Here is a 23,673-nt window from a genome sequence, read left to right as displayed (position 1 = left end):
ATCCTGGCCGTACGCGAAGGGCGGATCAGGGAGAACAGTGACTACATCGTCTAGACCGGTTCGCCGGTCGCCCGTACGGTTGCTCACCCGCGACCAAGTCATCGCGGGTGCGGTGCGGTGCATCGACCGCGATGGACCCCAGGTGAGCATGGAAGCGCTCGCTCGGGAGATGGGTGTCGCCAAACCGCGTCTGTACCGCATGTTCGCCGACAAGTCCGAACTCGACGGCGCGGTCTCGGATTGGCTCGTCGCGCAGATCTACGCCGCCGTCGCGCCGGATCTTTCGCTGATCATGCAGCCGCCACGGGCCACGATCCATCGGTTCCTCACTGCCTACGCCGGGGTTATCGCCGAGCACCCCGATGTGTTCCGGTTCCTCGTCCTCACCCAGAGTGTGTCGAGCGCCGACCCGTCTGCTCGGCCATTGGACATCGGTCGGCGCCTCTCGCACGATCTGGCCGAGCGCAGCCGCAGTGTGCTGTCCTCGGTCGCACTCGATACCGACGGTATCGATCATCTGCTGCGCGGCATCGTCGGTTTCGTCATGGCCGTCACCGACCTGTGGCTCGACACCGATCCCGTCCCGCTGCCGGAACCGACGGCACTGTTCGTCGATCGGACGACCAATGCCGTCGTCCAACTGTTCGACGGCTTTCTTCGAGAGAAGGGCGTCGTCATCGAGCCCGATATGTCGGTGGCAGCGACCTTGGCCACCATCACCGAAACAGCGCCGCCGCTCGACTGACCTCGGTTGCCTCCGCTGCATCCACGGAGGCAACCGTCGGCGCTGGGTCAGACCTTCATCTCGTACGTCCCGGCCAGCGCGCGCGCCTTGCCGAGGACACGCTCGAAACGAGCGTTGTCGAACACGGGGCGACGAACCAGGTCGAGGGCCCGGCGCTGCTGGGTGGGGGTGGCGGTCGGCTTGTTGTGCAGGTTGAGCGCGTTCGCGGAGAACGTGCGCACGAAGGCGTCGAAGATCTGGTCGATCACTTCCCGGTCGGTGCCGTCGATGCGCGCCTGCTCCAGCACCAGCTGCGCGTAGGGCACCGCGGTGAACAGCTCACCGAACGCGAACAGGAAGTCCACGTCCTGCTGCTGCGACGACGTCGGTGCGGCGACCGCGAGCAATGCCTGTAGCGCGAGGACCTGCTCGAGGAATACCGCCACGTTCGGAACGTCGCTGAAGCTCTCGAAGACCGGGCGCCAGTCCGCGAAGCGAATCCGGCCCAGACCACTGCTCGGGCCCTGCCGGAACAGGAACTCGTCGTCGGCGGTGTCGTGCCGCGATGGCACCGGAGCGTAAGCGGCACTGGCGAATTCGGCACGCAGCGGTTTCACGACCGCGCCGAGGCGCGGGGTGATCTTGCGGCTCGACCAGCTCAGCGCACCGGCGACCGCGCGGGTGGTGCCCTTGGAAGCCACCGAGGCGCCCGGCAGCGACTGCATCGCGGCAAGGCCGGCATCGGCGGGGTGGAACATGTAGTTGGCCATGAACTTCAGCGACAGCGCCATGTTGACGTGGACGGTGCCCTCGAGTCGCGGGAGGCCGAACATGGCCATCACCGCGACCGGGAAGTACATGTCGTTCTCGAACCCGCGCGCGGCGATCACGTCGGCGAGGTCCTCGATCACGCGCTGTCCCTGGCGGGTCACCGACATCTTCTCGATGGCGTTGAACAGCAGGTAGCGACGATCATCCGGCGATGCCGACCGCATGTAGTCCACCGCGCGGGCGCTGTAGAGCTTCATCGCGGCGATGCGCGCGTAGGAATCGGTGATCAGCGCCCGGACCTGCGGGAACTCGGTGACCCTGTGCCCGAACAGGATCCGGTTCTCAGCGTGGTTGATCGCCTCGTAGAAGGTGTGCTCACAGGCGCCGACCGCGCCGAAGCCGAGGTTGAACTTGCCCACGTTGACCGTGTTCATGGCCGCGTGGAACGCGTCCTCGCCACGGTGGAGGATGTCCTCCTCGGCGACGGGGTAGTTCTCCAGATCGAAAGCCGCGACATAGATCTGGCTGTTGACGACGTTCTTGCGCAGCTTGTACGCGTCGTGCTGGGAGTCGGCGACGAAGAAGAGATACCCCTCGTAATCCTCCTGCGTCGGCTTGCCCCGCAGCGCCGCGGCGCTGTCGATGATCGGCTTGTCCGAACGACGGCCGAATACCGAGACCATCGAGGCCAGGTTGCCGTTACCGATGTAGTGCTTGCCGCCGGTCGCGGTGTAACCACCGTCGGGCTGCGGATCGACGATCATGTCGGTGGAGTACACGTCGGCGCCGTGCTCCTTCTCCGAGAGTCCGAACGCGAAGATCTCACCGGAGTCGAGTTGCGCGGCGGCCTTCTTCTTGGCCGCGGAGTTGGCGCTCTGCCAGATCGGGCCCAGACCCAGGATGGTGACCTGCCAGATGTACCAGTAGGTCATGCCGTAGAAGCCGAAGATCTGGCTCAGCATGGCGTTGCGCGAGGTGTCCCAGCGCTTGTTCGGGTCGCCGTCGGCCTCGGCCGCGGGGGTGAGGAAGGTGGCGAACAGGCGCTCGCGCTTGACGAAGTCGAGGAAGTCCGACGGCCAGACGCGGGACCGATCGTCATCGAGTAGCTGGGTTTTGCCGCGCGTCTCGAACCAGTCGACCGTCGCGCGCAACAGCCTGCGCGTCTCCGGATCGAACTGCGCGAAGTCGGCGGTGTTCGGGTTGAAGAAATCCTGGGGCATCGTCGCTCCTCCTGCGGGGGGCGTCCAGCACGGTCGGACGCTTCATTCGCCACTGTAGCATTTTCGTACAGCTATGTAGGAACGCCGGATGGGTTGCTATTGTGGGCTCATGGGTAGCGAGATGGCAGTGCAGCGGCGAGGGCGGGCCGCGCACCTCGGCCCCGAGCGGCGCAGACCGCAGGTGCTCGACGCGGCACTGGCCATCGCCGCCGACGACGGGGTCGCCGCGGTCACGATGGGCGCGGTCGCGGACTACATGAAGGTCACCCGCCCGGTGGTGTACGCCTGCTTCCCGGATCGGGTCGAGTTGATCGACGCGCTGATCCAGCGCGAGGAGAGCTTCCTGATCTCCGGTGTGCTCGACGTGCTGCCGCCGCGTGCGACCAACGCCGACGAGACGGTCTTCGTCGAGGGTTTCCGCACGCTGCTCCATAAGGCAGCCGATCGTCCCGACGCCTGGCGCCTGATCTACGGCAACCCCGACCCGGCGGTCGTCGGCTCCTTCGGTCGTGGTCGGCGCCTTGCCGTCGAGCGCTGCACGGCGTTGCTGCGTCCGACCTTGCAGGCGTGGGGCATCGACGACGCCGAGCGCAAATTGCCCGCACTGGTGGAGTTGTGGGTGTCGGCCGCCGAAAGTGCGGTCCGTACCCTGTTCGCCCACCGGGACCAGTGGAATCCCGATGATCTCGGGGCCTTCGTCGGCTCGGCCGTCTATCGCGCCATGCGCGGCGCGTGATGCCCGCGCTGTAGGCGATGCGTCCCGGTCAGCGGGTGCGCGAGGGTGTTCGGGTCGACAATGCCACGCTGTCGAGGAAGTCCGCGATCGTCGCCCATGTGGTGTCGCGGGCGGCGGGCCCCGCGATGATGCCGAGGTGGCTTCCCGGGACCTCGGCGAAGCGAACCTCCGACGCGCCGGTGAGCACACCGACGCCCGCCGCGACGGACGCCGACGAGGCCAAGGCGTCCTTGGTGCCGCCGATCAGCTGCGTCGGCGCGGTGAGCGCGGTCAGATCGATCGCCCGATTCGGACCCAAATGCACTGTGCCCTTGAACATTTCGTTGCGGATGATCAGTTGCCGGTAGGCCTGGCGATAGAACCGGCCCGGGTAGCCGGGCATGGTGTCCATGAACCGATCCACCGATTGCATGCGAGCCAGTGCTTCGGTGTCGGCGATATTGCGGGCGATGTACCAGGGCTTGGTGAGTTCGCGATCGATCGACTGGATGCGAAAACCGGCCCGCACCCCGTACTTCGGCACGCCACCGGCGATGCGCACCGGCAGGGTGACCTCGCGGCCGCCGGTGAGCTGTCCGAACCTGCGGGCCATCGAGATCTGACCGTTGCGGCGCTGATCGAACGGGGTACCCACCGCGGTGACCGACCCGATCGGTAGATCGGCGTGCCCCGCGGCGGTGAGCACGCTGATGGTGCCACCGAACGACCAGCCGATCAGGTCGACGGTGCGGTGTTCGTTGTCCGCGCTGACCGCGCCGATCGCCGTCGGCACGATGTCGTCGACCCACTCCTCGAAGCCGAGATCGCGGTCCGCGTAAGTGATCTCGCCGTAGTCGAGTACGTAGACCTCGCGCCCCAGGTCGAGCAGGAATCGCACCAGGCTCTGGCTCGGGCGCATGTCGTAGCAGGAAATCGTCACTGCCAGCGGTGGCACGAGCAGTACGGGATCGCCCGTGGCCGGGGTGGCGCGTCGGTAGCGCAGCAGCTTGCGGTGTGGTTCGTCGTAGACGATGTCCGACGGTGTCGGCGCGTACGGCTCGACACCGTCACTGAAGAGTGCGACCGCGTTACGCAGTGCAGCAGCCAGGGGGCCCATGTAATTCTCCGGATACGTCGCGACGGCAGGAGAAAACTATCTGTAACTCCCCGTATCACCTTATCTGGTCTCGCGGAGTCGTCCGAATCCGCAGGTAAACCACTGCTCAGGCCGGTGCAACGTCGACGCCCCGTTCGAGCACATATCGAACGGGGCGTATCGGTCATGTCGACGGCAGCGGCGACCGCTACCGCGTGGGTCAAGGTTTGCGGGCGACCGCGCCATAGGCCGAGATCGGGCGGACCTCGCCGACCTGGGTGGCTTCGGGGCGCCACTGGGTAATCGAGACGACACCCGGCTCGACGAGCTCCAGACCGTCGAAGACGCCGCGGATCTGGGCCTGCGGACGCGGGACGTACGGTGTACCGCCCGTGCCGGTGTAGTTCTCGCACAGGGTGACGTAGGCCTGGCTGTCGTCGGTGCCGTCCCACATGATCAGGTGGCTGCCCGATGGCACCTCGCCGACGACGGTGCGCACAATGCGCAGCAGGTCGTCGTAGGTCTTGGCATGTCCGAGAACGCCCATGAACATCACGGCGATCGGCTCGTTGAAGTTCAGCACGTTGCGTGCGTCGGCCACGATCTGTTCGGGGTTGTGGAAGTCGGCGTCGATATAGGTGGTGACGCCTTCGTCGGTGGTGCTGGTCAGCAGTGCGCGCGCGTGGGTGAGGACCAGCGGGTCGTTGTCCACGTACACCACGCGGGCGTCCGGGGTGACACCCTGGGCGACCTCGTGGGTGTTCTGCATCGTCGGCAGCCCGGTGCCGATGTCGAGGAACTGGCGGATGCCGCGTTCCTTCGCCAGGAAGCGCACGGCCCTGATCAGGAACTGCCGCGACTGCACGGCCATGGTGGAGATGTCGGGGTCGACCGCCAGCCCGGCGTCGCCCGCGATTTTGTCGATCTCGTAGTGGTCCTTACCGCCCATCCAGTAGTTCCAGATCCGTGCCGAATGGGGGATATCGGTCCTGATCATCGGGGTCTGCACGTCGGCCATCAGCCTTGCTCCTCTGTAACTTGACAGTGGTGCGCCCGCGCAGGGAGAACCACCAGCGACATAGCATCTGATCTGTTTGCGACAGTACAAGATTCCCGCCGCGGCGACAGCTGGACGCGATGGATATCCCGGCTGACAGCGGTGGAAAAGCGGACTTCGCGGTGCTGTCGACATTCCAAGTGTTCACTGCGACGAACACGTTCGGCCGGTAGCATCGCTAACGGACCGTAAGGTCTAGTCCAGCAAGATGTTTCGTTGCGATCGCGGAGAACCGGGGTCCACGGGGCACCGGGTGATCGAGAGGTTTCACAGTGGAGACGGTGACGAATCGGGTCGTAATGGACCCGACTGGGCAAGACATTCAGGGTGAGATCGTCGAGATCAGGGCGCACGGTCCCGCCACCAGGGTCGAGTTGCCGGGCGGGGTGGCCGCATGGTCGATCACCGATGCCGCGCTGCTGGAGAAACTGCTCGTCGATCCCCGGGTCTCCAAGGATGCCGGCCAGCACTGGCCCGCGTTCGTCGCCGGTGAGATTCCCGCGGATTGGCCTCTGTACCTGTGGGTCGCGGCGCCGAATATGTTCACCGCCTACGGCCCCGATCACCGCAGGCTGCGCAAGCTGGTGGCGCCCGCCTTCACCGCGCGGCGCACCGAGGCCATGCGCGAACGGGTCGAGCGCATCACCACCGAACTGCTCGACGCACTGGCGCAGACCCCGGCAGGCCAGGTGGTCGACCTGCGTGAGCAGTTCGCGTATCCGTTGCCGATCCAGGTGATCTCGGAGCTGATGGGGGTACCGGAATCGCTGAACCCCGGCCTGCGCACGTGCGTCGACGGCATCTTCGACACCACGCTCACCCCGGAGCAGTCGCAGGCAAACTACATGGAGATGTACCGGATCCTCGGTGAACTGGTGGCCCTGCGGCGCGAACAGCCCGGCGACGACATCACGAGCCTGCTGATCGTCCAGCGCGATGAGGACGAGGGCCAGCTCACCGAGGAAGAGCTCGTCGGCACGCTGCTTCTGGTGATCTCGGCAGGTCACGAGACCACCGTGAATCTGCTCGACCAGGCCATCACCGCGCTGCTCACCCGGCCCGATGTGCTCGCGGGCGTGCGCGCGGGCACGATCACCTGGCCCGATCTGATCGAGGAGACGCTGCGATTCGAATCGCCGGTCGCGCACCTGCCGTTGCGTTTCGCGGTGGACGACATCGACATCGACGGCGTGCAGATTGCCAAGGGCGAGCCGATTCTGGCGAGCTACGCCGGTGCCGGTCGTGACCCGAAGCTGCACGGCGAGACCGCCGATGAGTTCGATCCCACGCGGGAGAAGCAGTCGCACATGGCTTTCGGCTACGGGGCACACCACTGCCTCGGTGCGCCGCTGGCCCGCCTCGAGGCGCTGGTGTCGCTGCCTGCGCTGTTCGAACGGTTCGCCGACCTGAGGCTGGCCGCTCCCGTGACCGAACTCGGCACGGTGCCCAGCTTCATCTCCAACGGTCACCGCCACCTGCCGGCTTACGTACACGGCGCATAGCACCGAACTTGCTCGGCCGACCGAGTCGGTCGGCCGAGCAAGGGCTCAGATACCGGGCACCACCAGCGGGGCCATACTGGGGAACACCACCGGCAGCCCGGCCAGCGCCCGGTGGAAAGGCCCTGGCCGCCAGACCAATTCGTCCGCGGGGACCGCCAGCTCCAGTTCCGGCAACGCGTCGAGGAGCTGGTCGATGGCCTCCTGAGCGATCAGGTAGGCCGGGGACTTCGCCGGGCAGCCGTGCGGGCCGGTGCTCCACGCCAGGTGCGCGCGGTTGTCGAGGAAATCGCCGGTCCCGATCGCGGGATCGTTGTTGCACGCGGCCATGCTGATGACGACCGGCTGATGCGCGGGCAGCCACACGTCGTCGACCAGGATCGGCTGACGAGGATAGGTGGTGCAGAAGTTGGCCATCGGTGGGTCGGTGTAGAGCACCTCGTCGAGGGCGTCGCGCGTGGACAGGCTGCCGCCGAGCAGGCTGCCCGCGAAACGCTGATCGGTGAGCATCAGCCGCACCGTATTGAGAATCAGGTTGAGCATCGGCTCGATCCCCGCGCCGTACATCGTGAGCACCTGGTTCATCAGCTCTTCGTCGGTGAGCCGCTGCGGATGCTGCACCAACCGGGTCGTCACATCGTCGCCGGGTTCGCTCTGCTTGAGCCGCACCAGGTCGTAGAGCGCGTCCTCCATCATCTGCGTGCCACTGGCCGCGGTGTCGCCGCCCTCGAACATCTGCCCCATGCCGGTCGCGATGTGCCCGCCGATATCGGCGGGCACACCGAGCATCGCGTTGATGGTGGCGAAGATGACGGGAAAGGCGTACTGGCTCAGCAGATCCGCGCTGCCGTCGGCGCAGAAGGAGTTGATCACCGGCATCGCGATCTGCTCGACGGTGCGGTGCAGCTGGTACAGGTCGACACCCGCCAGGCCCGCGACGGTGACCTGCCGGTGGCGCGTATGCTCCGCGCCTGCGGTGCGAATCGCGTTGGGGCGGTAGCGCATCATCGGCAGCACCGGGCAGTCGGCGGGGATGTCGCGCTGCCACATCTTCGGGTCGGCGGGGAAATGGTCGGGATCGTTGAGAATCTGTACCGCGGTGCGATAGCCGATCACGAGGGTGGCCGGAACCCCGGGCACCAGGTCGACCGGCACCAGCGAACCGAAGCGGTGCCGCATGGCGCGGTAGGTGCTCTGCGGGTCGGCGGCGAATTCCGGCGAGTACAGCGGTACCCGGTCCTGGCCGCTACGCGAGTCCGGCGAAACATCCAGTGTCACAGCGTGTACTCCTGAGTCGACGATCGGTGCCTCGGCGACGCGCCGAGTTCGTGGCCGACCCTGGCGGCCAGCTCGTTCATGCGATGGGCGATGAGCGCGAGGTCCACATCGCCGGTCGTGGCGACGCCGAGCAGGGTGCCCGCGCCCGCGGCCGTGATCAGGACCATGCCCTCGTCGTATTCGGTCATGTTCTGGCGCACTGTGTTCGAGAGTCCACCGCAGAATTCGCCGAGTACCTTACCCAGCGAGCGCAGCCCGCACGCGGCGGCCGCGAAACGCTCCGCGTCATCGGTGGCGATGTCGCCGGAGTGCGCCACGCGTAGGCCGTCCTCGGATAACAACACCGCGAAGCGGACACCGTCGAGAGCCAGGTCGTCCAGCAGCCACGCGAGGCGGTTGGTGCTGTTGGCGATCGGAGTACTCATCAGCTGTCGTGCCCTTTCGTCGAACGCGCGGCCGCGGCGCGACCGTGTCTGGATCCGCTGTGCCAGGCCGCGGCGAGCTCGGGGCGGGCGAGCGTCTCCGCGGTGCCGACGCGCTCGTCGGCCGGGGCGACGGCGCGGCGTGTGCGCTTGGGGAGCCCGCCGGTGGTCCGGTCGTGCTCGACCGGGTCCGGCTCGGGCGCAGGCCTGGTGATCTCGGAAACGGGTTGTGGTGCTGCCGGTTCCGGTGCCTCGGCGTGCTTGGGTCGGTGCACTTCGGCGGCGGTCACGAGCAGGGCAGCGGGAACGAACACCATCGCCCTGGTGCCGCCGTAGATATTGGGTCCGTCGACATAGGCGGCGAAGCCGTAGCGGCGCGCGAGCGCGGCGACACCGGGGAACCCGACCCGCGGTGACGGGCCGAGCGCGTTGATGTCGACGACACGCTCGCCCGAGAGCACCTGGCGCGCCTCCTCCATCTGCTCCCGGCTCATCCGCACGCCCGCGTCGTCGATGATCACGGTGACGCCGTGGTGGCCCTGCTGGTAGGAGATGTCGACGAACGACGACGGCGGCGAGTAGCGCAGCGCGTTGTCGAGCAGGGTCGCCACCGTGTGCACGAGCGGTTCGACCGCCCGGCTCATCACCACCAGTTCGCAGTTGCCCGTGCGTACGCGCAGATAATCACGCACGCGGCCGGTGGCGCCGCCCACCACGTCGCCGACGGTCTGTTGCGGCCAGCGCCTGCCGGGCAGCCCGCCCGAGACGATGACGTAAGCCTGCGCCTGACGGATCATCTGCTGGACCGTGTGGTCGATCCGGGTGAGCGTCGCGTAGACCTCGTCGTTGCGGTTCTCCCGCAGCGCGTTGCTCACGACCTGGCCGACGTCGGCACCGAGGCTCACCACGGTGGTGCCGAACGCGCGCACCGCGTTGCTGGTGGCGGACCGGGCGTCGGCGGAGACCTGGGCGCGGGTGGCCTCCTGCGCTGCCTCGACAAGCGCGGTGGTGTGTTCTCCGGCGGCCCGGTCGGCCTGTGCTGCCTCGTGTTCTCGCGCACGCAGCTCGTCGGCGTGGGCGAGAGACATCTGCTCCATCGCCGCGTCTTTGGCATGGAGGTCCCGCTCGGCCGCCGCCAGCCGGCCGCGGATCTGACGTTCGTTGCGCAGGGCCTGCAGCGCGACAGCGACCGCGCCGAGCAGGACCAGTGTTGCGATGGAGAACAAGAAGACCGCGAGCGTCGGAGTCATCGGTTCCTTTGTCGTTTGTACCGACCGAAGAGCCGTGGTGGCCGGGTCCTCGCCGGTCTCTCCGACGAGACTTCACGCCGACGCCCGCCCTCACAACATCTGCGCCGCACCATAATTCGGCACCGCGCGCGTGAGTTCGGTTCGAGTCCGGGCTCGCTGCCCGGCGTTTCGGCGATGCGGACACGTTAGCAGTGCAAATCGACGAGTGCACGAAACGGGTTGCTGCAGAACGTGACTCGCATTGTGGTGTAGGGCGGTGAATTGATACCGCCGGTTTACCCCCGCCGTGTACGGTTGAACGCATACAGGTCAGCCGTGACCAGCGGTGACCAACGCGTCGTCGCCGCACTCGGCCTCGAGTTACCGGCTCTCGTTCCTTCTCTCGTCTCACCGCTGCGGCGCCGTCGATCGATCCGAGGAAGAACCTGCATGACCAGCGATCTCGACGACGACCCGCCCGACATGACACCCGCCGATCCCGAGGAAGAAGACCCGACCGTCCACTGGCCCGAACCGAGCCCGCTGCAGTCGTGGTGGACCGACATCATGGGCGCGAAGAAGCCCCGCCGGTTCGGCCAACAGAGCTGACCTGGATAACACGACCCACAAGGGCCGCACCGTTCTCGGTGCGGCCCTTGTCGTGTTCGAGCTGTATTCCCCGGGGTATTGACCTGGACGCCGTGTCCAACATAAGTTACATGGACACCGTGTCTCAGATATCCGGGACACACGGCACACGGGAGTGCGTTCATGACACAGAAGGTGTTCGTCGTCGGCGTCGGCATGACGAAGTTCGAGAAGCCGGGTTCGCTGGAGTGGGACTATCCGGACATGGCCCGCGAGGCGGGGACCAAGGCGCTCGCCGATGCCGGAATCGACTACGACCAGGTCGAGCAGGCCTACGTCGGCTATGTGTACGGCGAGTCCACCTCGGGCCAGCGCGCGGTCTACGAGCTGGGGCTCACCGGTATTCCGGTGGTCAACGTCAACAACAACTGTTCCACCGGATCGACCGCCCTCTACCTCGCGGCACAGGCGATTCGCGGTGGGCTCGCCGAGTGCACGCTCGCATTGGGCTTCGAGAAGATGCAGAAGGGCTCGCTCGGTTCGACCTACGACGACCGCGAGCAGCCGATGATGAAGCACCTGCTGGCGCTGGCCGAACTGCAGGAGTTCGCCATGCCGCCCGCGCCGTACATGTTCGGCGCCGCGGGCAAGGAGCACATGGAGCTCTACGGCACCACCGCCGAGCAGTTCGCCAAGATCGGCGTGAAGAACCACAAGCACTCGGTGAACAACCCGTACGCGCAGTTCCAGAAGGAATACAGCCTCGAAGAAGTCCTCGAGGCCAAGCAGATCTACGGCCCGCTCACCAAGCTGCAGTGCTCGCCGACCTCGGACGGTTCGGGCGCGGTGATCCTCGCGAGTGAGGACTTCGTCGACCGGCACAACCTGGCCGATCGGGCCGTGGAGATCGTCGGGCAGTCGATGGTCACCGACCTGCAGTCCACCTTCACCGATCCGACCGCGATCAACCTGGTCGGCTCCTCCATGTCGCGCGCCGCCGCGCTGAAGGTCTACGAGCAGGCCGGGATCGGCCCCGACGACATCGACGTCATCGAACTGCACGACTGCTTCTCCACCAACGAACTGCTGACCTATGAGGCGCTTGGCCTGTGCGCGCCGGGCGAGGGCGGTCGACTCGTCGACGACAACGCCACCACCTTCGGCGGCCAGTGGGTCGTCAACCCGTCGGGCGGCCTGATCTCCAAGGGACACCCCCTCGGGGCCACCGGTCTGGCCCAGTGCAGCGAACTCACCTGGCAGCTGCGCGGCGACGCCGACGCTCGCCAGGTCACTGACGCGCGAATCGCCCTGCAACACAACATCGGTCTCGGCGGGGCGGTCGTCGTGACCGCCTACCGCCCCGCCAACCGCTGACCTTCCCCTACCGAATCACACCAGGAGTAACCCCATGGCATCTGTCTCCGTTTCCACCGCTCTGCCCGTCGCCCCCGAGCTGGCCTGGGCCCGTCTGAGCGATCTCGCCAACTGGGAGGAATGGCTGACCATCCACCAGGGCTGGCGCGGCGATCTGCCCACCGAGCTCACCGCGGGCTCGCGTTTCACCGAGGTCGTGTCGGTGATGAACATGGCCAACAAGATCGAGTGGACCGTCGCCGAGGTCGTCCCGAACTCGTTCCTGCGCATCACCGGTGCCGGAATGGCCGGTGTCACCATCGAATTCGCGCTGAAGGTGGAGGCCACCGATACCGGCTCCTCGGCCGCGTTCGACGCGAGCTTCAAGGGCGCGATGATCGTCGGCCCGATCGGCAAGGCCGTGGCCAAGCACGCCGAAGCCGATCTGAAGGAGTCGATGGACAAGTTCACCGAGCTGGTCGGTTCGGCCGCATGACCACCTCGGAATCGGCCGGGGTCGTCTTCGACGGCTCCGCCCTGGGGGAGTGGACCGACGAAGAGCGGTTCTCGGTCACGGCGGAGCGGATCGCGGAATACGCCGCGGCGACCAATGATCCGATCCCCGCGCACCGGTCGGGCGAGATCGCGCCGCCGGTATTCGCGGTGGTGCCGGTGTTCACGTCGATGGCGCCCGCCGCGCTGTCGGTCGCCCCGGTGGAGCTGCTGATGAAGCTGGTCCACGGTGAGCAGGACTTCCTGTTCCACCGGCCGATCCGGGCCGGCGACGAACTGGTGGTGCGGGCCAAGCCGATCGGCTATGTGGGCCGCCCGAACGGTTCGACCGTGGTGATCTACGCCGAAACTCGTGATGCGGCAGGCGAACTCGTCAATGAGCAGTGGATGACCGCGTTCTTCCGCAAGGTCGACGCCGGCCCCGGTTCAGGGGAGCTCGCGCCCACGCACCGGATCACCGACGAGGACCGCGCCGGCGACCCGGTCGCGAAGGTCACCGCCCACATCGACGAGGACCAGACCTTCCGTTACTCACCGGCCTCGGGTGACCCGATGCCGATCCACCTCGACGACGAGATCGCCCGCATGGCCGGGCTGCCCGGCATCATCAACCACGGTCTGTGCACCATGGCGTTCACCTCGTGGGCCGCGCTGACCGAACTCGCCGACGGCGACACCGCGCGCCTGCGCAGGCTCGCCGTGCGTTTCGCCAAGCCGGTGCTGCCCGGCCAGGACATCACCACCACCTTCTGGCCCACCGAATCCGATGATCCCGCCGTGCGGGCCTACGCCTTCGAGACCGAAGCCGCAGGCCAGATCGCGATCACCGACGGCCGCGTCGAAATCAACTAGGAGAGTAAGACTCATGGGAAAACTTGACGGTCGCGTCGCGGTCATCACCGGTGCCGGTCGCGGCATCGGCCGCGAACACGCGCTGCTGTTCGCCCGCGAAGGCGCCAAGGTCGTGGTCAATGACCTCGGCGGCGCCAACGACGGCACCGGCACCGACGCGGGCCCGGCCCAGCAGGTGGTCGACGAGATCGTCGCCGCAGGCGGTACCGCGGTTGCCAACACTGACAACATCGCCACCTGGGACGGCGCGAAAGCGCTGGTCGATCAGACGATCGGCGAGTACGGCACCCTCGACATCGTGGTGAACAACGCGGGCATCCTGCGCGACGCGTTCATCGCGGGCATGGACGAGTCGCAGTGGGATTCGGTCATCGCGGTGCACCTCAAGGGTCACGCCGCCACCCTGCATCACGCCGCGGCGTACTGGAAGGCGCAGTCCAAGGCCGGTACCCCGGTATCGGCCTCGGTGATCAACACCGCCTCGGCCTCCGGCACGTTCATGCCCAATGCCGGGCAGGGCAACTACGGTGCGGCCAAGGCGGGCATCGCCGCGCTGACGCTGGTCGCCGCCGACGAGCTCGAACGGTACGGCGTGCGCGTCAACGCGATCGCCCCGATCGCGCGCACCCGCCTGACCCTGGCCACCCCCGGCATGGGCGCGCTGTTCGCGGCCGAGGTGCCCGAGGGTGAGTTCGACGCGTTCGCCCCCGCCAATATCTCCCCGCTGGTCGCCCACCTCGCCGCGGCCGATTGCGCGCTCACCGGCAAGGTGTTCGCCGTCCAGGGCGGTGCGATCGTCGAACTGGCCGGTTGGCACGACGTGCGCACCGTCGAGACCGACGGCCCGTGGACCATCGACGAGGTGGCCGCCCAGCTGAAAGAGACCAACTAGTCATGGCGCGCAACAGTTATGAGCTCGGGGTCGGCGTCAGCGAGGACCACCTGGCCCTCGCCGACTCGGTCGCCGGTTTCGTCGAACGGACCATCACGGCAGAGGTCGTCCGGTCCGCGGTCGAGTCCACCGATGCGGGCAAACTGCTGCCGTATTGGGACGCGCTCGTCGCCCAGGATCTGCTGAGTCTGCACATCGCCGAGGATCTCGGTGGTCAGGGCGCGGGTCTGCTGACCCTTGCCGTCGCACTCGAACCGCTCGGGCGAGGTGTGCATACCGGCCCCTTCGTGTCGACCGTTCTCGCCAGTGCGGTGCTCGCTCAGGCGACGAATACCGCTGGTTCCCAAGACAAGTCGAAGGCGCTGCTGGCCGGTTTGGCGGACGGGTCGCGCACCGGTGCGGTGGCTTTGTCCTCGAACCTGACCGGCGCGCTGTCAGGCGGGGTGCTGACCGTCAGCGGCACCGCCGACGGGGTAGTGGGCGCCCTCACCGCTGATGTCGTCATCGCGCCGGTCGCGGTGGCCGGCGAACAGCGGTGGGTGGCCTTCGAGAACATCGATCTGACGATCAGCGCGCAGGACAGCATCGACGTGCTGCGCGGTTCGGCTCGGCTGCAGGCGGATTCGGTCGAGGTCTCGATCGATCGGCTGCTCGACGTGAATTCGGCCCGCGTGCGTTCGGTGGCCGCGGTGGTGCTCGGCGCCGAGGCGGTCGGCGTGATGTCGTGGTGTGTGTCCACCGCGTCGGAATATGCCAAGACCCGGGTGCAATTCGGTCGGCCGATCGGCCAGTTCCAGGGCGTCAAACACAAGTGTGCCCAGATGGGCATCGCCCTGGAGAAGGCGCGGGCCGTGCTGTGGGACGCCGCGTTCGCGCTCGATCGCGACGACGACACCGCCGATTACGCGGCCGCTGTCGCCGCGCTGATCATCCCGGACGCCGCGGTGCAGGTCGCCCAGGAGTGCATCCAGGTGCACGGCGGCATCGGATTCACCTGGGAGCACGACGCGCACCTGTACTACCGTCGGGCCCTCGCGCTGCGTGGGCAGCTCGGCGCGCGCGACGAACGTGCCGAAGCGGTGGCCGGTTACGCGCTGTCGGGACTGACCCTGTCCAGTGAACTGCAACTGCCTGCCGAGGCCGAACAGATCCGCGCCGCGGTCCGGGCCGAACTCGCCGAGATCGCGGCGATCGACGACGAGGACGACCAGCTCGTCGCCCTCGGCGACGGTGGCTGGAACCTCCCGCACCTGCCCCGCCCCTACGGCCGTTCGGCCTCGCCGCTCGAGCAGGTCGTGATCGCGCAGGAGATCAAGGCTTCCGGCATCCAGATGCCGCAGCTGCTGATGGGTACCTGGGCAGTCGGCGCGCTCGTCCCGCACGGCAACGAACGGCAGAAGCAGGAACTGGTCGTGCCGACGCTGCGCGGCGAACTCGTGTGGTGCCAGCTGTTCAGCGAACCGGGCGCGGGCTCGGACCTGGCGAGCCTGACCACCAAGGCCACCAAGGTCGACGGTGGCTGGCGGATCAGTGGACAGAAGATCTGGACCACGGTCGCGCAGTTCTCCGACTGGGCGATGCTGATCGCGCGCACCAGCCCCGACAAGCCCAAACACGAAGGCATCACCTACTTCGTGCTCGACATGTCCTCGCCCGGCATCACGGTGCGCCCGCTGCGGGAGATGACCGGATCGGCGCTGTTCAACGAGGTGTTCCTCGATGACGTGTTCATTCCGGACGAGAATGTGGTCGGCGCGGTCGACGACGGCTGGCACGTGGCCCGCACGACCCTCGCGGGCGAGCGGGTGGCGCTGAGCCAGAAGATGGAGGCCTACGCCACCGACACCGACCTGCTGCGTTTCGCGACCGGCCGTGACCTCTCGCCGGTGGCACGCTACCGGCTCGGCGAACTCATGGCCGAGAGTCGAGCGGTGGATGTCATCGGCTCGCGGGTGGTGCTCAAGCAGCTGTCCGGGATCGACGTATCAACCACGTCCAGCGTCGCCAAGCTGCTGGGAATGGGCCTGGGACAGGCGATTTCGGAGTACGTCGTGGCCGAACTCGGCGTCGCCGGTGTGGTATCGGTGCCCGGCGAGCGCAGCAACCACGCGATGGAACAGCTGATCGCGGGCCGTGCCACCACCATCTACGGCGGCACCACCGAGGTCCAGCTCAATGTCATCGGTGAGCGGATGCTCGGCCTGCCACGGGACGCGGCGGTGAACGGGTGAGCGCTCCCGGCCCTCGGGCAGGCGGGCCACTGGCCGGTCTGCGGGTGATCGAAATCGCCAGTCTCGCACCGGGACCCTTCGCGTGCATGGTGCTGGCCGATCTCGGCGCCGAGGTGATCCGCGTGGACCGCGTCGGTGACTCGGCGGGGCTGCTCGCCCCGTCGGGTGTGCTCGATCGCGGCCGCAAGTCCATCGCGGTCGACCTGAAATCTCCTGAGGGCCGGGAAGTCGTCCTGCGCCTGGCCGAAACCGCCGACATTCTCGTCGAAGGGTTCCGGCCGGGCGTAGCCGAGCGCATGGGCATCGGTCCCGACGCCTGCGCGCACCGCAATCCCGGACTGATCTACGGCCGGATGACCGGCTGGGGCCAGGACGGCCCGCTGGCGAACGCCGCCGGTCACGACATCAACTACATCGGTGTCGCCGGTGCGCTGGATCTGCTCGGCCGAGCCGGACAGCAGCCGACCCCGCCGGTGAACCTGCTCGGCGACTTCGGCGGCGGCGGAATGCTTCTCGTCGTCGGTGTGCTCGCCGCGCTCGCGGAACGGACGCGATCGGGCCTGGGCCAGGTGGTCGATGCCGCGATGGTCGACGGTGCGGCCCTGCTGACGTCCTTCCTGCACGGCATGCACGCCGCGGGCCTGTGGGAAGGCGAACGGGGCGAGAACCTGCTCGACGGCGGCGGCGCCTACTACGACACCTACCGCTGCGCCGACGGCGGATATGTCGCGGTCGGCGCGGTCGAGCCGCATTTCTACACCGAACTGATCGACCGGCTCGGCGTGGCATCGGCCGAGTTGCCCGCGCAGTACGACCTCGACAGTGCCGAGGAACTACGCACGGCGCTGGCCGCGGTGTTCGCCACCAAGCCGCGCGACGAGTGGGCGGCGGTGTTCGCGGACTCGGATGCCTGTGTGTCACCGGTGCTTTCGCCATGGCAGGCACACGAGCACCCGCACAACAAGGCCCGCGACGCCTTCGTCGAGGTCAGCGGCATCAGGCAACCCGCACCCGCCCCGCGATTCGGACGCACCCCCGCGCCGACCCCACGGCCGGGCAGCACAACCGGTGCCGACACCAGCGCGGTGCTGCGCGACCTCGGCTACGGAGACGACGAGACCGACCGTCTCCGCCGAGCCGGGGCGATCGCCTGACCTCGCCGATCACAGCGCCCCCGCGGGGTCCGGAGCGATGGAGTCCCTGGACTACAGTTCGTAGTACACGGATCCACCACTCCGGACCTCGTAACCCTGATGTGTCCTTACCCGGAGGGGCCCGCCCCGATCTGGACTGAGTGGAGGGTGCGACGAAGGAGTGCCCGGAGGGAGGGAAGATCGGGGGCCCGAAGGGCCCCGACTCGAGCGCGTCAGCGCTCCAATAACACAGCAAGGTCCACCGCCCCGGGCCCGGTGAAGGGAGAGCAGGGCCCGATGAAGGGAGAGATTGTGACCGCACAGCACACCGACGGCAGAGCCAGCCGCTGGGACCGCCACCGCGCCGACCGCCGCGAACTCATCCTCGCCGCCGCCCTCGAGGCCGTGCAGTCCCAAGGCGCCTCGGTCGGAGTCCAGGAGATCGCCGATCTGGCCGGCGTCCCACGCTCGGTCCTCTACCGCCTCTTCAAGGACCGCCAAGACCTCGACGAACAGCTGCGCACCCGCATCGTCGACGACCTGATGGCAGTGCTCGCCCCCACCCTGAACCCCGAAGGCACCGTCATGGAGGCGATAGCGCGCTCCGTCGACGCCTATGTGGGCTGGATCGCAACCAATCCTCGCCTGCACTACTTCCTCGGCGCTGGATCAGGCGGCAGCAAGGATCACAACTCGCCGATCGTGTCCGGGACCAAGATCGCCATCGCGGGTACCGTCCGCGAGGTGTTCGTGAGCGCCCTGCGGGCACAGTCCGCGCCGGTGGCAGTCGCCGAACCGATGGCCTTCGGCTTGGTCAGCTTCGTCGACGGCAGCGTGAACCGATGGCTGAGCCGGTCGATGCAGCCGATGGACGCCGCCGAACTGTCGTCCTACCTGCAGGTTGCCATCTGGGCGATCATCGACGCCAGTCTGCGCGAAGTCGGTGTCACGCTCGATCCGCGGACGTCGATCGCCGAGCTGACGGCGGCGGATTAGCTGTAACACGCGGTAGCGTCATCCCTTGTGTGGTACCTCCAGTACCACTAAACTGGAGCTGGAACCGCACCGAGGAGACACCGATGACGCTGTCCAGCTACCACGACGCCCTGCAGAGCCTGTCCGAGGGCTCGGTGACCAAGCACTTCGATCCCTACGTCGATATCGACTGGGACTCGCCCGAGTTCGCCGTGCACTCCGACGACCCGCGCTGGATCCTGCCCGATGTAGACCCGCTCGGCCGTCACCCCTGGTACAAAGCGCAGCCGGTCGAGAAGCGGATCGCGATGGGCTTGTGGCGCCAGGCCGGTATCGCGAAGGTGGGCATCGACTTCGAGCAGCTGCTCATCCGCGGGCTCATGCAGTATCTGCCGTCGGTGCCCAACGGTGACCCGGAATTTCGCTACATCACGCACGAGGCTGCCGAAGAGTGCAACCACACGATGATGTTCCAGGAGATGATCAATCGCATCGGCTATCGCGATGTGATCGGCATGGGCTCGGTCGATCGCAAGCTCACGTTGATCATCTGGCCCGCCGTGAAGTTCTTCCCCGGGTTCTTCTTCGCCCTGGTGCTCGGTGGTGAGGAGCCGATCGATCACCTGCAGAAGGCGTTGCTGCGCAGCGACGCCGACCCGCATCCGATGGTGCACCGGGTGATGGAGATCCATGTGGCAGAGGAGGCCAGGCACATCTCGTTCGCGCACGAATATCTTCGGATCAACGTGCCCTCGATGAACTTCGTGTCGAAAACCGTCCTGTCCGTGGCCTTTCCGATCATCATGCGGGTGATGCTGGCGATGATCGCGACGCCGCCGAAGCAGTTCGCCGAGAAGTTCGGAATTCCGGGCGCGGTGATTCGAGACGCCTACTGGCGCAACCCCTACTCGCGGCACGTCAAGCGCGACGTGTTCACCGATGTCCGCGCGCTCGCGACCGATATCGGCCTGATGAATCCTGTCGCCAAGCGTGTGTGGCGTCTGCTCGGCATCGACGGACCGGTTTCGCGCTACCGCAGCGAGCCCGCGCGCAGGGCCGCATGAGGGCCGAAAGCTGGCCCGCGCCCACGCGGGCCGTGCTCCCGGACAAGGATCCGTTCTTCGCACCGCGACCCGGGTTCGAGAGCCTCGCCGAGGGCACGATCCTGCGCTCGCGACCGGTCGAACTCGCCGCGTTCGGTCTGATCGGGCTGAAGGTGCAGGCCTGGCAGCTGCTGTATCGCACGACCGATCTCAACGGTATGCCCGAGGCATCGGTCACCACGGTGGTGGCGCCGATGGGCGGTGTCGCGCCCGGTGCGCCACTGCTGTCGTTCCAGTGCGCGATCGACGCGATCTCGCCGCGGGCGTTTCCGTCCTACGCGTTGCAACGTGGCTCCCGTGCCATCGGCACCTTCGCGCATGTCGAGCTTCTCTGTTTCGTCGACGCGCTGACCAGGGGTTGGGCGATCTCGATCCCGGATCACGAAGGCATGCTCGGCGCGTGGGGCGCACCGCGTGAACCGGGCTACCGCGCACTCGACGGCATCCGCGCGGCACTGGCCTTCGAACCCGGCGGGCTCGACCCGTCGACGCAGGTCGGCCTGTGGGGATATTCGGGCGGCGGTCTGGCCACGTCATGGGCCGCGGAGATGGCGCCGACCTACGCGCCCGAACTCGACATCGTCGGCGCCGTGCTCGGCTCCCCGGTGGGCGATCTGGTGTCGACCTTCCATCGACTCAACGGCGGCCTGCACGCCGGGCTGCCGACGCTCGTCGTCGCCGCGCTGCGCCGGGTGTATCCGGCGTTCGAAGAGCTCGTCGCCACCCATTTCAGCGACGACGGTCGCGCGGTGCTCGACAAGGCCGCCCAGTCGACGACCGCCGCCGCGGTCCTGCGGCTGGCCCGCTACAACGTCGACCAGCACAGCGGTACCCCGATCGCCGAGCTCCTCGCCATGGAGGCGATGCTGGCCGTCTTCGCCGATCTCACGCTCGGTGACCGGGCGCCCGCCGTGCCGCTGCTGGTCGTGCAGGCCGTGCACGACCAGATCATCGCGGTGGACGATATCGACGCGCTCGTCGAGCGCTATCGCGCGCTCGGCGCGCACGTGACCTACCTGCGTGACCGGGCGAGCGAACACATCACCCTGCTGCCGCTGTCGACACCGCTGAGCCTGAACTGGCTCGCCGACCGATTCGTCGGCGTGCCGGTGACGCCATCGGAAACCCGCACCGTGCGCAGCGTGCTCGCGCTGCCCGCGGGCAGTCGCGGGTCCGGCGCCCTCGTGCGCGCCGCGCTCCGGGTCCTCTTCGGGCGTCCTATCACCGCTTCGGCGACCGGGCGGGGCAGGGATGGTGCGGCGAGTAAGACTCGTCACGCAGCCTGAACTGGAACTTACTCACTGGTAAGATACCGATATTGGGTCTGCCGGTCGGCAGTAACTGGTGAGGTAAGGGGTTTACCGATGGGGATCGTTGCCGAGTTGCCGCGCGCGGTGCGCAATGTGTGGTCGGTGTCGTTCGGCGGTGGACTCGAGTCCTACCGCCCCGCGCCGTCGACGACGGTGTACGACGGCGCGCACCGGCACCTGAAGCGTTACGACCGCACCACACCGGCGAAGGGCAATCCGGTGCTGCTCGTGCCGCCGCTCGCGGTGACCACGGCGTGCTTCGACCTGCGTCCAGGGCAGAGCCTGGTGCGCTTCCTGCTCGACCAGGGCAGGCAGCCCTACGTCATCGACTACGGCGAATTCGGTTACGCCGATCGCGATCTCGGCCTCGAGGATTGGACCGACGACATCCTGCCCGAGGCGATCGCACGGGTTTCCGAGGAACACGACGGCCGTGGCGTCGACATCGTCGGCTGGTCGCTGGGCGGTGTGCTCGCTCTGCTGACCGCGGCCTCCCACGCCGACCTGCCGATCGCCTCCATCACCTGCCTGGCCGCACCGATCGATCAGGCCCGCACCGCGTTCCTGATCCCGCTGCGTCTGGTCGCCAAGGTCACCGGTGGCCGGGAGATGGCCTTGGCGACCAAGGTCATGGGCGGTATCCCGCAGGAATTCGTGCGGCTGGGCTTCCGGATCCAGGCCTTCGACCGCGAGCTCGCCAAACCGATGTTCCTGGCCCGCAACGCCTTCGACACCGAGGCACTGGCCAAGATGGAGGCGACCGACCGGTTCATGGCCACCATGCCCGGCTACCCCGGCCGCTCGTACTGGCAGATCTACCGCAGCCTGGTCCTGCGCAACGAACTCGCGAGCGGGTCGATCCGATTGCGGTCGGACCTGGTGATCGAACTGTCGAAGGTCACCTGCCGGGTGTTGCTGGCCGGCAGCCGCAGCGACGTGGTGGTGCCCGCCGACTCGGTGCGCCGCGGCCTCGAAGTGCTGCCGAATGCCGCCGAGGTCGAGTTCGTGGAGGTCAGCGGCGGCCACCTGGGCATGGTGTCCGCCGCCGACACGACCTGGCCCGCGATCGAGGAGTTCCTCAGCCGCTGACCACGGCCGCCGACCCGTGCTGCGCGCGCAACTCGTGCTTGATCACCTTGCCGCCCGCGTTGCGCGGCAGGGCTTCGACGACGACGAGCGCTTTGGGGTGCTTATAGCGGGCGAGGTGCGCGTCCAGGTGCGGTGCCAGCTCGGCCAGGCCGAGCTCGCCGCCGTCCTCGACGGCGACGACCGCGACGGGCACCTCGCCCCACCGGTCGTCGGCCCGGCCGATCACCGCCGCTTCGCGGATCCGGGGATGGGCGAACAGCACATTCTCGACCTCGGCGCAGTAGATGTTCTCGCCGCCGGAGATGATCATGTCCTTCTTGCGGTCCACCACATAGACGAAGCCCTCCTCGTCACGGCGCACCAGATCGCCGGAGTGGAACCAGCCGCCGGCGAACGCGTCGGCGGTCGCGCCCGGGTTGTTCCAGTACTCGCGCATCAGCGTCGGTCCGCGATAGACGATTTCGCCGATCTCGCCCGCGGCGACGTCGTTCATCGCGTCGTCGACGATGCGGGTGGCGATAGTGGGGATCGGTTTGCCGACGGAGCCGAGCTTGCGGATCGCGTCCTCGCCGTCGAGCACGCAGGTGATCGGTGACATCTCCGTCTGCCCGAAGACGGCCACATTGTGGGCGTTCGGGAACGTCTCGGCCATCGCGCGCAGCACCGTGTCCGAGGCCGGCGCGGCACCCCAGCTGATCACCCGCAGTCGCAGATCACGCTGTGCCACGGTGGGATCGGCGCAGACGAGCTGCCACTGGGCGGGAACGAGGAACACCGAGGTGGCGCGTTCGCGTTCCCAGGCATCGAGCACCTCGGTGACGTCGAAAGCCTTGAGCGGGTGGATCACCGTCAGTGCCCCGAGCACGAAACAGGCTGCGACACTACCCAATCCGGCGATATGGAACAGGGGCGACGCGCAGAAGGCGATGTCGTCGGTGCGGTAGTGCATGGCCCGGATACAGGTGAGGGCCTGGGAGTTCATGTTGAGGTGGGTCAGTACCGCGCCCTTGGGGTTTCCGGTGGTGCCGGAGGTGTACATGATCAAGGCGGCACTGTCCTCGGCGATATCGCGAGGCTCGTGCGGCGTGCCTTCCTCAGCGACCAGGTCCTCGTAGCCGAGCAACCCGTCGCCGGTCGGGTGGCCGACCACGATGCGCGTGGCCAGCGCGTCGGTCAGCGACGACACGGCACCGACCAGCGGCGCGAGCACGACATCGGTGATGACCACCGTCGCGCCGCTGTCGCCGACCTGGTAGGCGATCTCGGGTGGGGTCAGCCGGAAGTTGACCGGGACCGCGATCGCGCCGAGGGTGTTGATCGCGAAAACGGACTCGATGTACTCGGTGTTGTTGAGCATCAAGATCATCACGCGGTCGCCCTCGCCGACCCCGCGCCGGGCGAGCGCGTCGGCGAGACGTTCGACTCGCCAGTGCAACTCGCCCCAGCTGGTGGTCTTGCCGAGATAGCGAAGGGCGGGCCCATCGGGGCTGGTGGTGGCGTGGAGCGCGATCTGGTTCATCCAGTGATTGCGTCGCGAGCGCATCGGTTCTGTGGACATCATGTCTCCTGGGCGGGGCTAGGCGTACTGCCGCATACGTTCCGGCCATGCGCGGCTGAGGAACG

The 23,673-nt window shown here is 67.4% G+C and carries 21 protein-coding genes; 14 read left to right on the top strand and 7 right to left on the bottom strand.

What is annotated here, in order from left to right:
• Positions 1–37 precede the first annotated feature (37 nt).
• Positions 38–745 (top strand): TetR/AcrR family transcriptional regulator, encoded by a 708-nt coding sequence (locus tag ACFXKN_RS06560; RefSeq protein ID WP_378950583.1) that lies wholly within the window; start codon positions 38–40, stop codon positions 743–745.
• A gap of 47 nt (positions 746–792) precedes the next feature.
• Here ACFXKN_RS06560 and ACFXKN_RS06555 read toward each other — a convergent pair whose 3' ends face one another.
• Positions 793–2,715, bottom strand: a complete 1,923-nt coding sequence (locus tag ACFXKN_RS06555) for an acyl-CoA dehydrogenase family protein (RefSeq protein ID WP_379432573.1) — start codon at positions 2,713–2,715, stop codon at positions 793–795.
• Positions 2,716–2,824: 109 nt separating this feature from the next.
• Here ACFXKN_RS06555 and ACFXKN_RS06550 point away from each other — a divergent pair, with 109 nt between their 5' ends.
• Positions 2,825–3,451, top strand: a complete 627-nt coding sequence (locus ACFXKN_RS06550) for a TetR/AcrR family transcriptional regulator (RefSeq protein ID WP_378950577.1) — start codon at positions 2,825–2,827, stop codon at positions 3,449–3,451.
• Positions 3,452–3,479: 28 nt separating this feature from the next.
• Here ACFXKN_RS06550 and ACFXKN_RS06545 read toward each other — a convergent pair whose 3' ends face one another.
• Positions 3,480–4,547, bottom strand: coding sequence for an alpha/beta hydrolase (locus ACFXKN_RS06545; protein WP_378950574.1), 1,068 nt, complete (start codon positions 4,545–4,547; stop codon positions 3,480–3,482).
• A gap of 199 nt (positions 4,548–4,746) precedes the next feature.
• On the bottom strand, positions 4,747–5,544 hold the full coding sequence (locus tag ACFXKN_RS06540) for an SAM-dependent methyltransferase (protein ID WP_378950571.1): 798 nt from the start codon (positions 5,542–5,544) through the stop codon (positions 4,747–4,749).
• Positions 5,545–5,882: 338 nt separating this feature from the next.
• Here ACFXKN_RS06540 and ACFXKN_RS06535 point away from each other — a divergent pair, with 338 nt between their 5' ends.
• Positions 5,883–7,085, top strand: a complete 1,203-nt coding sequence (locus tag ACFXKN_RS06535) for a cytochrome P450 (RefSeq protein ID WP_378950947.1) — start codon at positions 5,883–5,885, stop codon at positions 7,083–7,085.
• A gap of 45 nt (positions 7,086–7,130) precedes the next feature.
• On the opposite strand, the gene ACFXKN_RS06530 is transcribed toward ACFXKN_RS06535, so the two are convergent.
• Genes ACFXKN_RS06530 through ACFXKN_RS06520 form a run of 3 tightly spaced genes read right to left on the bottom strand, consistent with a single transcriptional unit; the run spans position 7,131 to position 10,032 of the window.
• Positions 7,131–8,354, bottom strand: coding sequence for a cytochrome P450 (locus ACFXKN_RS06530; RefSeq protein WP_378950944.1), 1,224 nt, complete (start codon positions 8,352–8,354; stop codon positions 7,131–7,133).
• 2 nt (positions 8,355–8,356) lie between these two features.
• Positions 8,357–8,785: a roadblock/LC7 domain-containing protein gene (locus tag ACFXKN_RS06525; protein ID WP_378950567.1), complete on the bottom strand. Its 429-nt coding sequence runs from the start codon at positions 8,783–8,785 to the stop codon at positions 8,357–8,359.
• Complete coding sequence (locus ACFXKN_RS06520; RefSeq protein WP_379432572.1) at positions 8,785–10,032, bottom strand: sensor histidine kinase; 1,248 nt, start codon at positions 10,030–10,032, stop codon at positions 8,785–8,787. The genes ACFXKN_RS06525 and ACFXKN_RS06520 overlap by 1 nt, the downstream gene beginning before the upstream one ends.
• A gap of 429 nt (positions 10,033–10,461) precedes the next feature.
• Here ACFXKN_RS06520 and ACFXKN_RS06515 point away from each other — a divergent pair, with 429 nt between their 5' ends.
• From ACFXKN_RS06515 to ACFXKN_RS06465, 11 genes are all read left to right on the top strand, one after another.
• The gene (locus ACFXKN_RS06515) at positions 10,462–10,620 is read left to right on the top strand and encodes a hypothetical protein (RefSeq protein ID WP_156677555.1); all 159 of its coding nucleotides are present in this window, start codon (positions 10,462–10,464) and stop codon (positions 10,618–10,620) included.
• 162 nt (positions 10,621–10,782) lie between these two features.
• Positions 10,783–11,973 carry a lipid-transfer protein gene (locus tag ACFXKN_RS06510; protein WP_378950560.1) on the top strand — a complete coding sequence of 397 codons (1,191 nt, stop codon included), beginning with the start codon at positions 10,783–10,785 and terminating at the stop codon, positions 11,971–11,973.
• 34 nt (positions 11,974–12,007) lie between these two features.
• Positions 12,008–12,448, top strand: coding sequence for an SRPBCC family protein (locus ACFXKN_RS06505; protein ID WP_379432571.1), 441 nt, complete (start codon positions 12,008–12,010; stop codon positions 12,446–12,448).
• Positions 12,445–13,317: a MaoC/PaaZ C-terminal domain-containing protein gene (locus ACFXKN_RS06500; RefSeq protein WP_379432570.1), complete on the top strand. Its 873-nt coding sequence runs from the start codon at positions 12,445–12,447 to the stop codon at positions 13,315–13,317. Before ACFXKN_RS06505 ends, ACFXKN_RS06500 begins: the two co-directional genes overlap by 4 nt.
• 13 nt (positions 13,318–13,330) lie before the next feature.
• Entirely contained in the window at positions 13,331–14,209 is an 879-nt protein-coding gene (locus ACFXKN_RS06495; protein WP_379432569.1) for an SDR family oxidoreductase, read from the top strand.
• A gap of 2 nt (positions 14,210–14,211) precedes the next feature.
• On the top strand, positions 14,212–16,440 hold the full coding sequence (locus tag ACFXKN_RS06490) for an acyl-CoA dehydrogenase (RefSeq protein ID WP_379432568.1): 2,229 nt from the start codon (positions 14,212–14,214) through the stop codon (positions 16,438–16,440).
• A complete protein-coding gene (locus tag ACFXKN_RS06485; protein ID WP_379432567.1) occupies positions 16,437–17,594 on the top strand; it encodes a CaiB/BaiF CoA transferase family protein in 1,158 nt (385 codons plus the stop codon). Before ACFXKN_RS06490 ends, ACFXKN_RS06485 begins: the two co-directional genes overlap by 4 nt.
• A 291-nt stretch (positions 17,595–17,885) precedes the next feature.
• Positions 17,886–18,569, top strand: coding sequence for a TetR/AcrR family transcriptional regulator (locus tag ACFXKN_RS06480; RefSeq protein WP_379432566.1), 684 nt, complete (start codon positions 17,886–17,888; stop codon positions 18,567–18,569).
• Positions 18,570–18,652: 83 nt separating this feature from the next.
• A complete protein-coding gene (locus ACFXKN_RS06475) occupies positions 18,653–19,612 on the top strand; it encodes a diiron oxygenase (RefSeq protein WP_379432565.1) in 960 nt (319 codons plus the stop codon).
• Positions 19,609–20,937 (top strand): lipase family protein, encoded by a 1,329-nt coding sequence (locus ACFXKN_RS06470; protein ID WP_379432564.1) that lies wholly within the window; start codon positions 19,609–19,611, stop codon positions 20,935–20,937. Before ACFXKN_RS06475 ends, ACFXKN_RS06470 begins: the two co-directional genes overlap by 4 nt.
• 78 nt (positions 20,938–21,015) lie before the next feature.
• Positions 21,016–22,050, top strand: a complete 1,035-nt coding sequence (locus tag ACFXKN_RS06465; RefSeq protein ID WP_379432563.1) for an alpha/beta fold hydrolase — start codon at positions 21,016–21,018, stop codon at positions 22,048–22,050.
• Here the strand turns inward: ACFXKN_RS06465 and fadD5 are convergent.
• Positions 22,040–23,608 carry a fatty-acid--CoA ligase FadD5 gene (fadD5, locus tag ACFXKN_RS06460; RefSeq protein ID WP_379432562.1) on the bottom strand — a complete coding sequence of 523 codons (1,569 nt, stop codon included), beginning with the start codon at positions 23,606–23,608 and terminating at the stop codon, positions 22,040–22,042. The genes ACFXKN_RS06465 and fadD5 overlap by 11 nt on opposite strands.
• Positions 23,609–23,673 lie beyond the last annotated feature (65 nt).

Origin of the sequence: Nocardia sp. NPDC059195, assembly GCF_042754695.1 — a bacterium.
Lineage (GTDB): Bacteria > Actinomycetota > Actinomycetes > Mycobacteriales > Mycobacteriaceae > Nocardia.
Note: the sequence above shows the minus strand (reverse complement) of the source record. Positions and strands in the feature narration are given on the sequence as shown.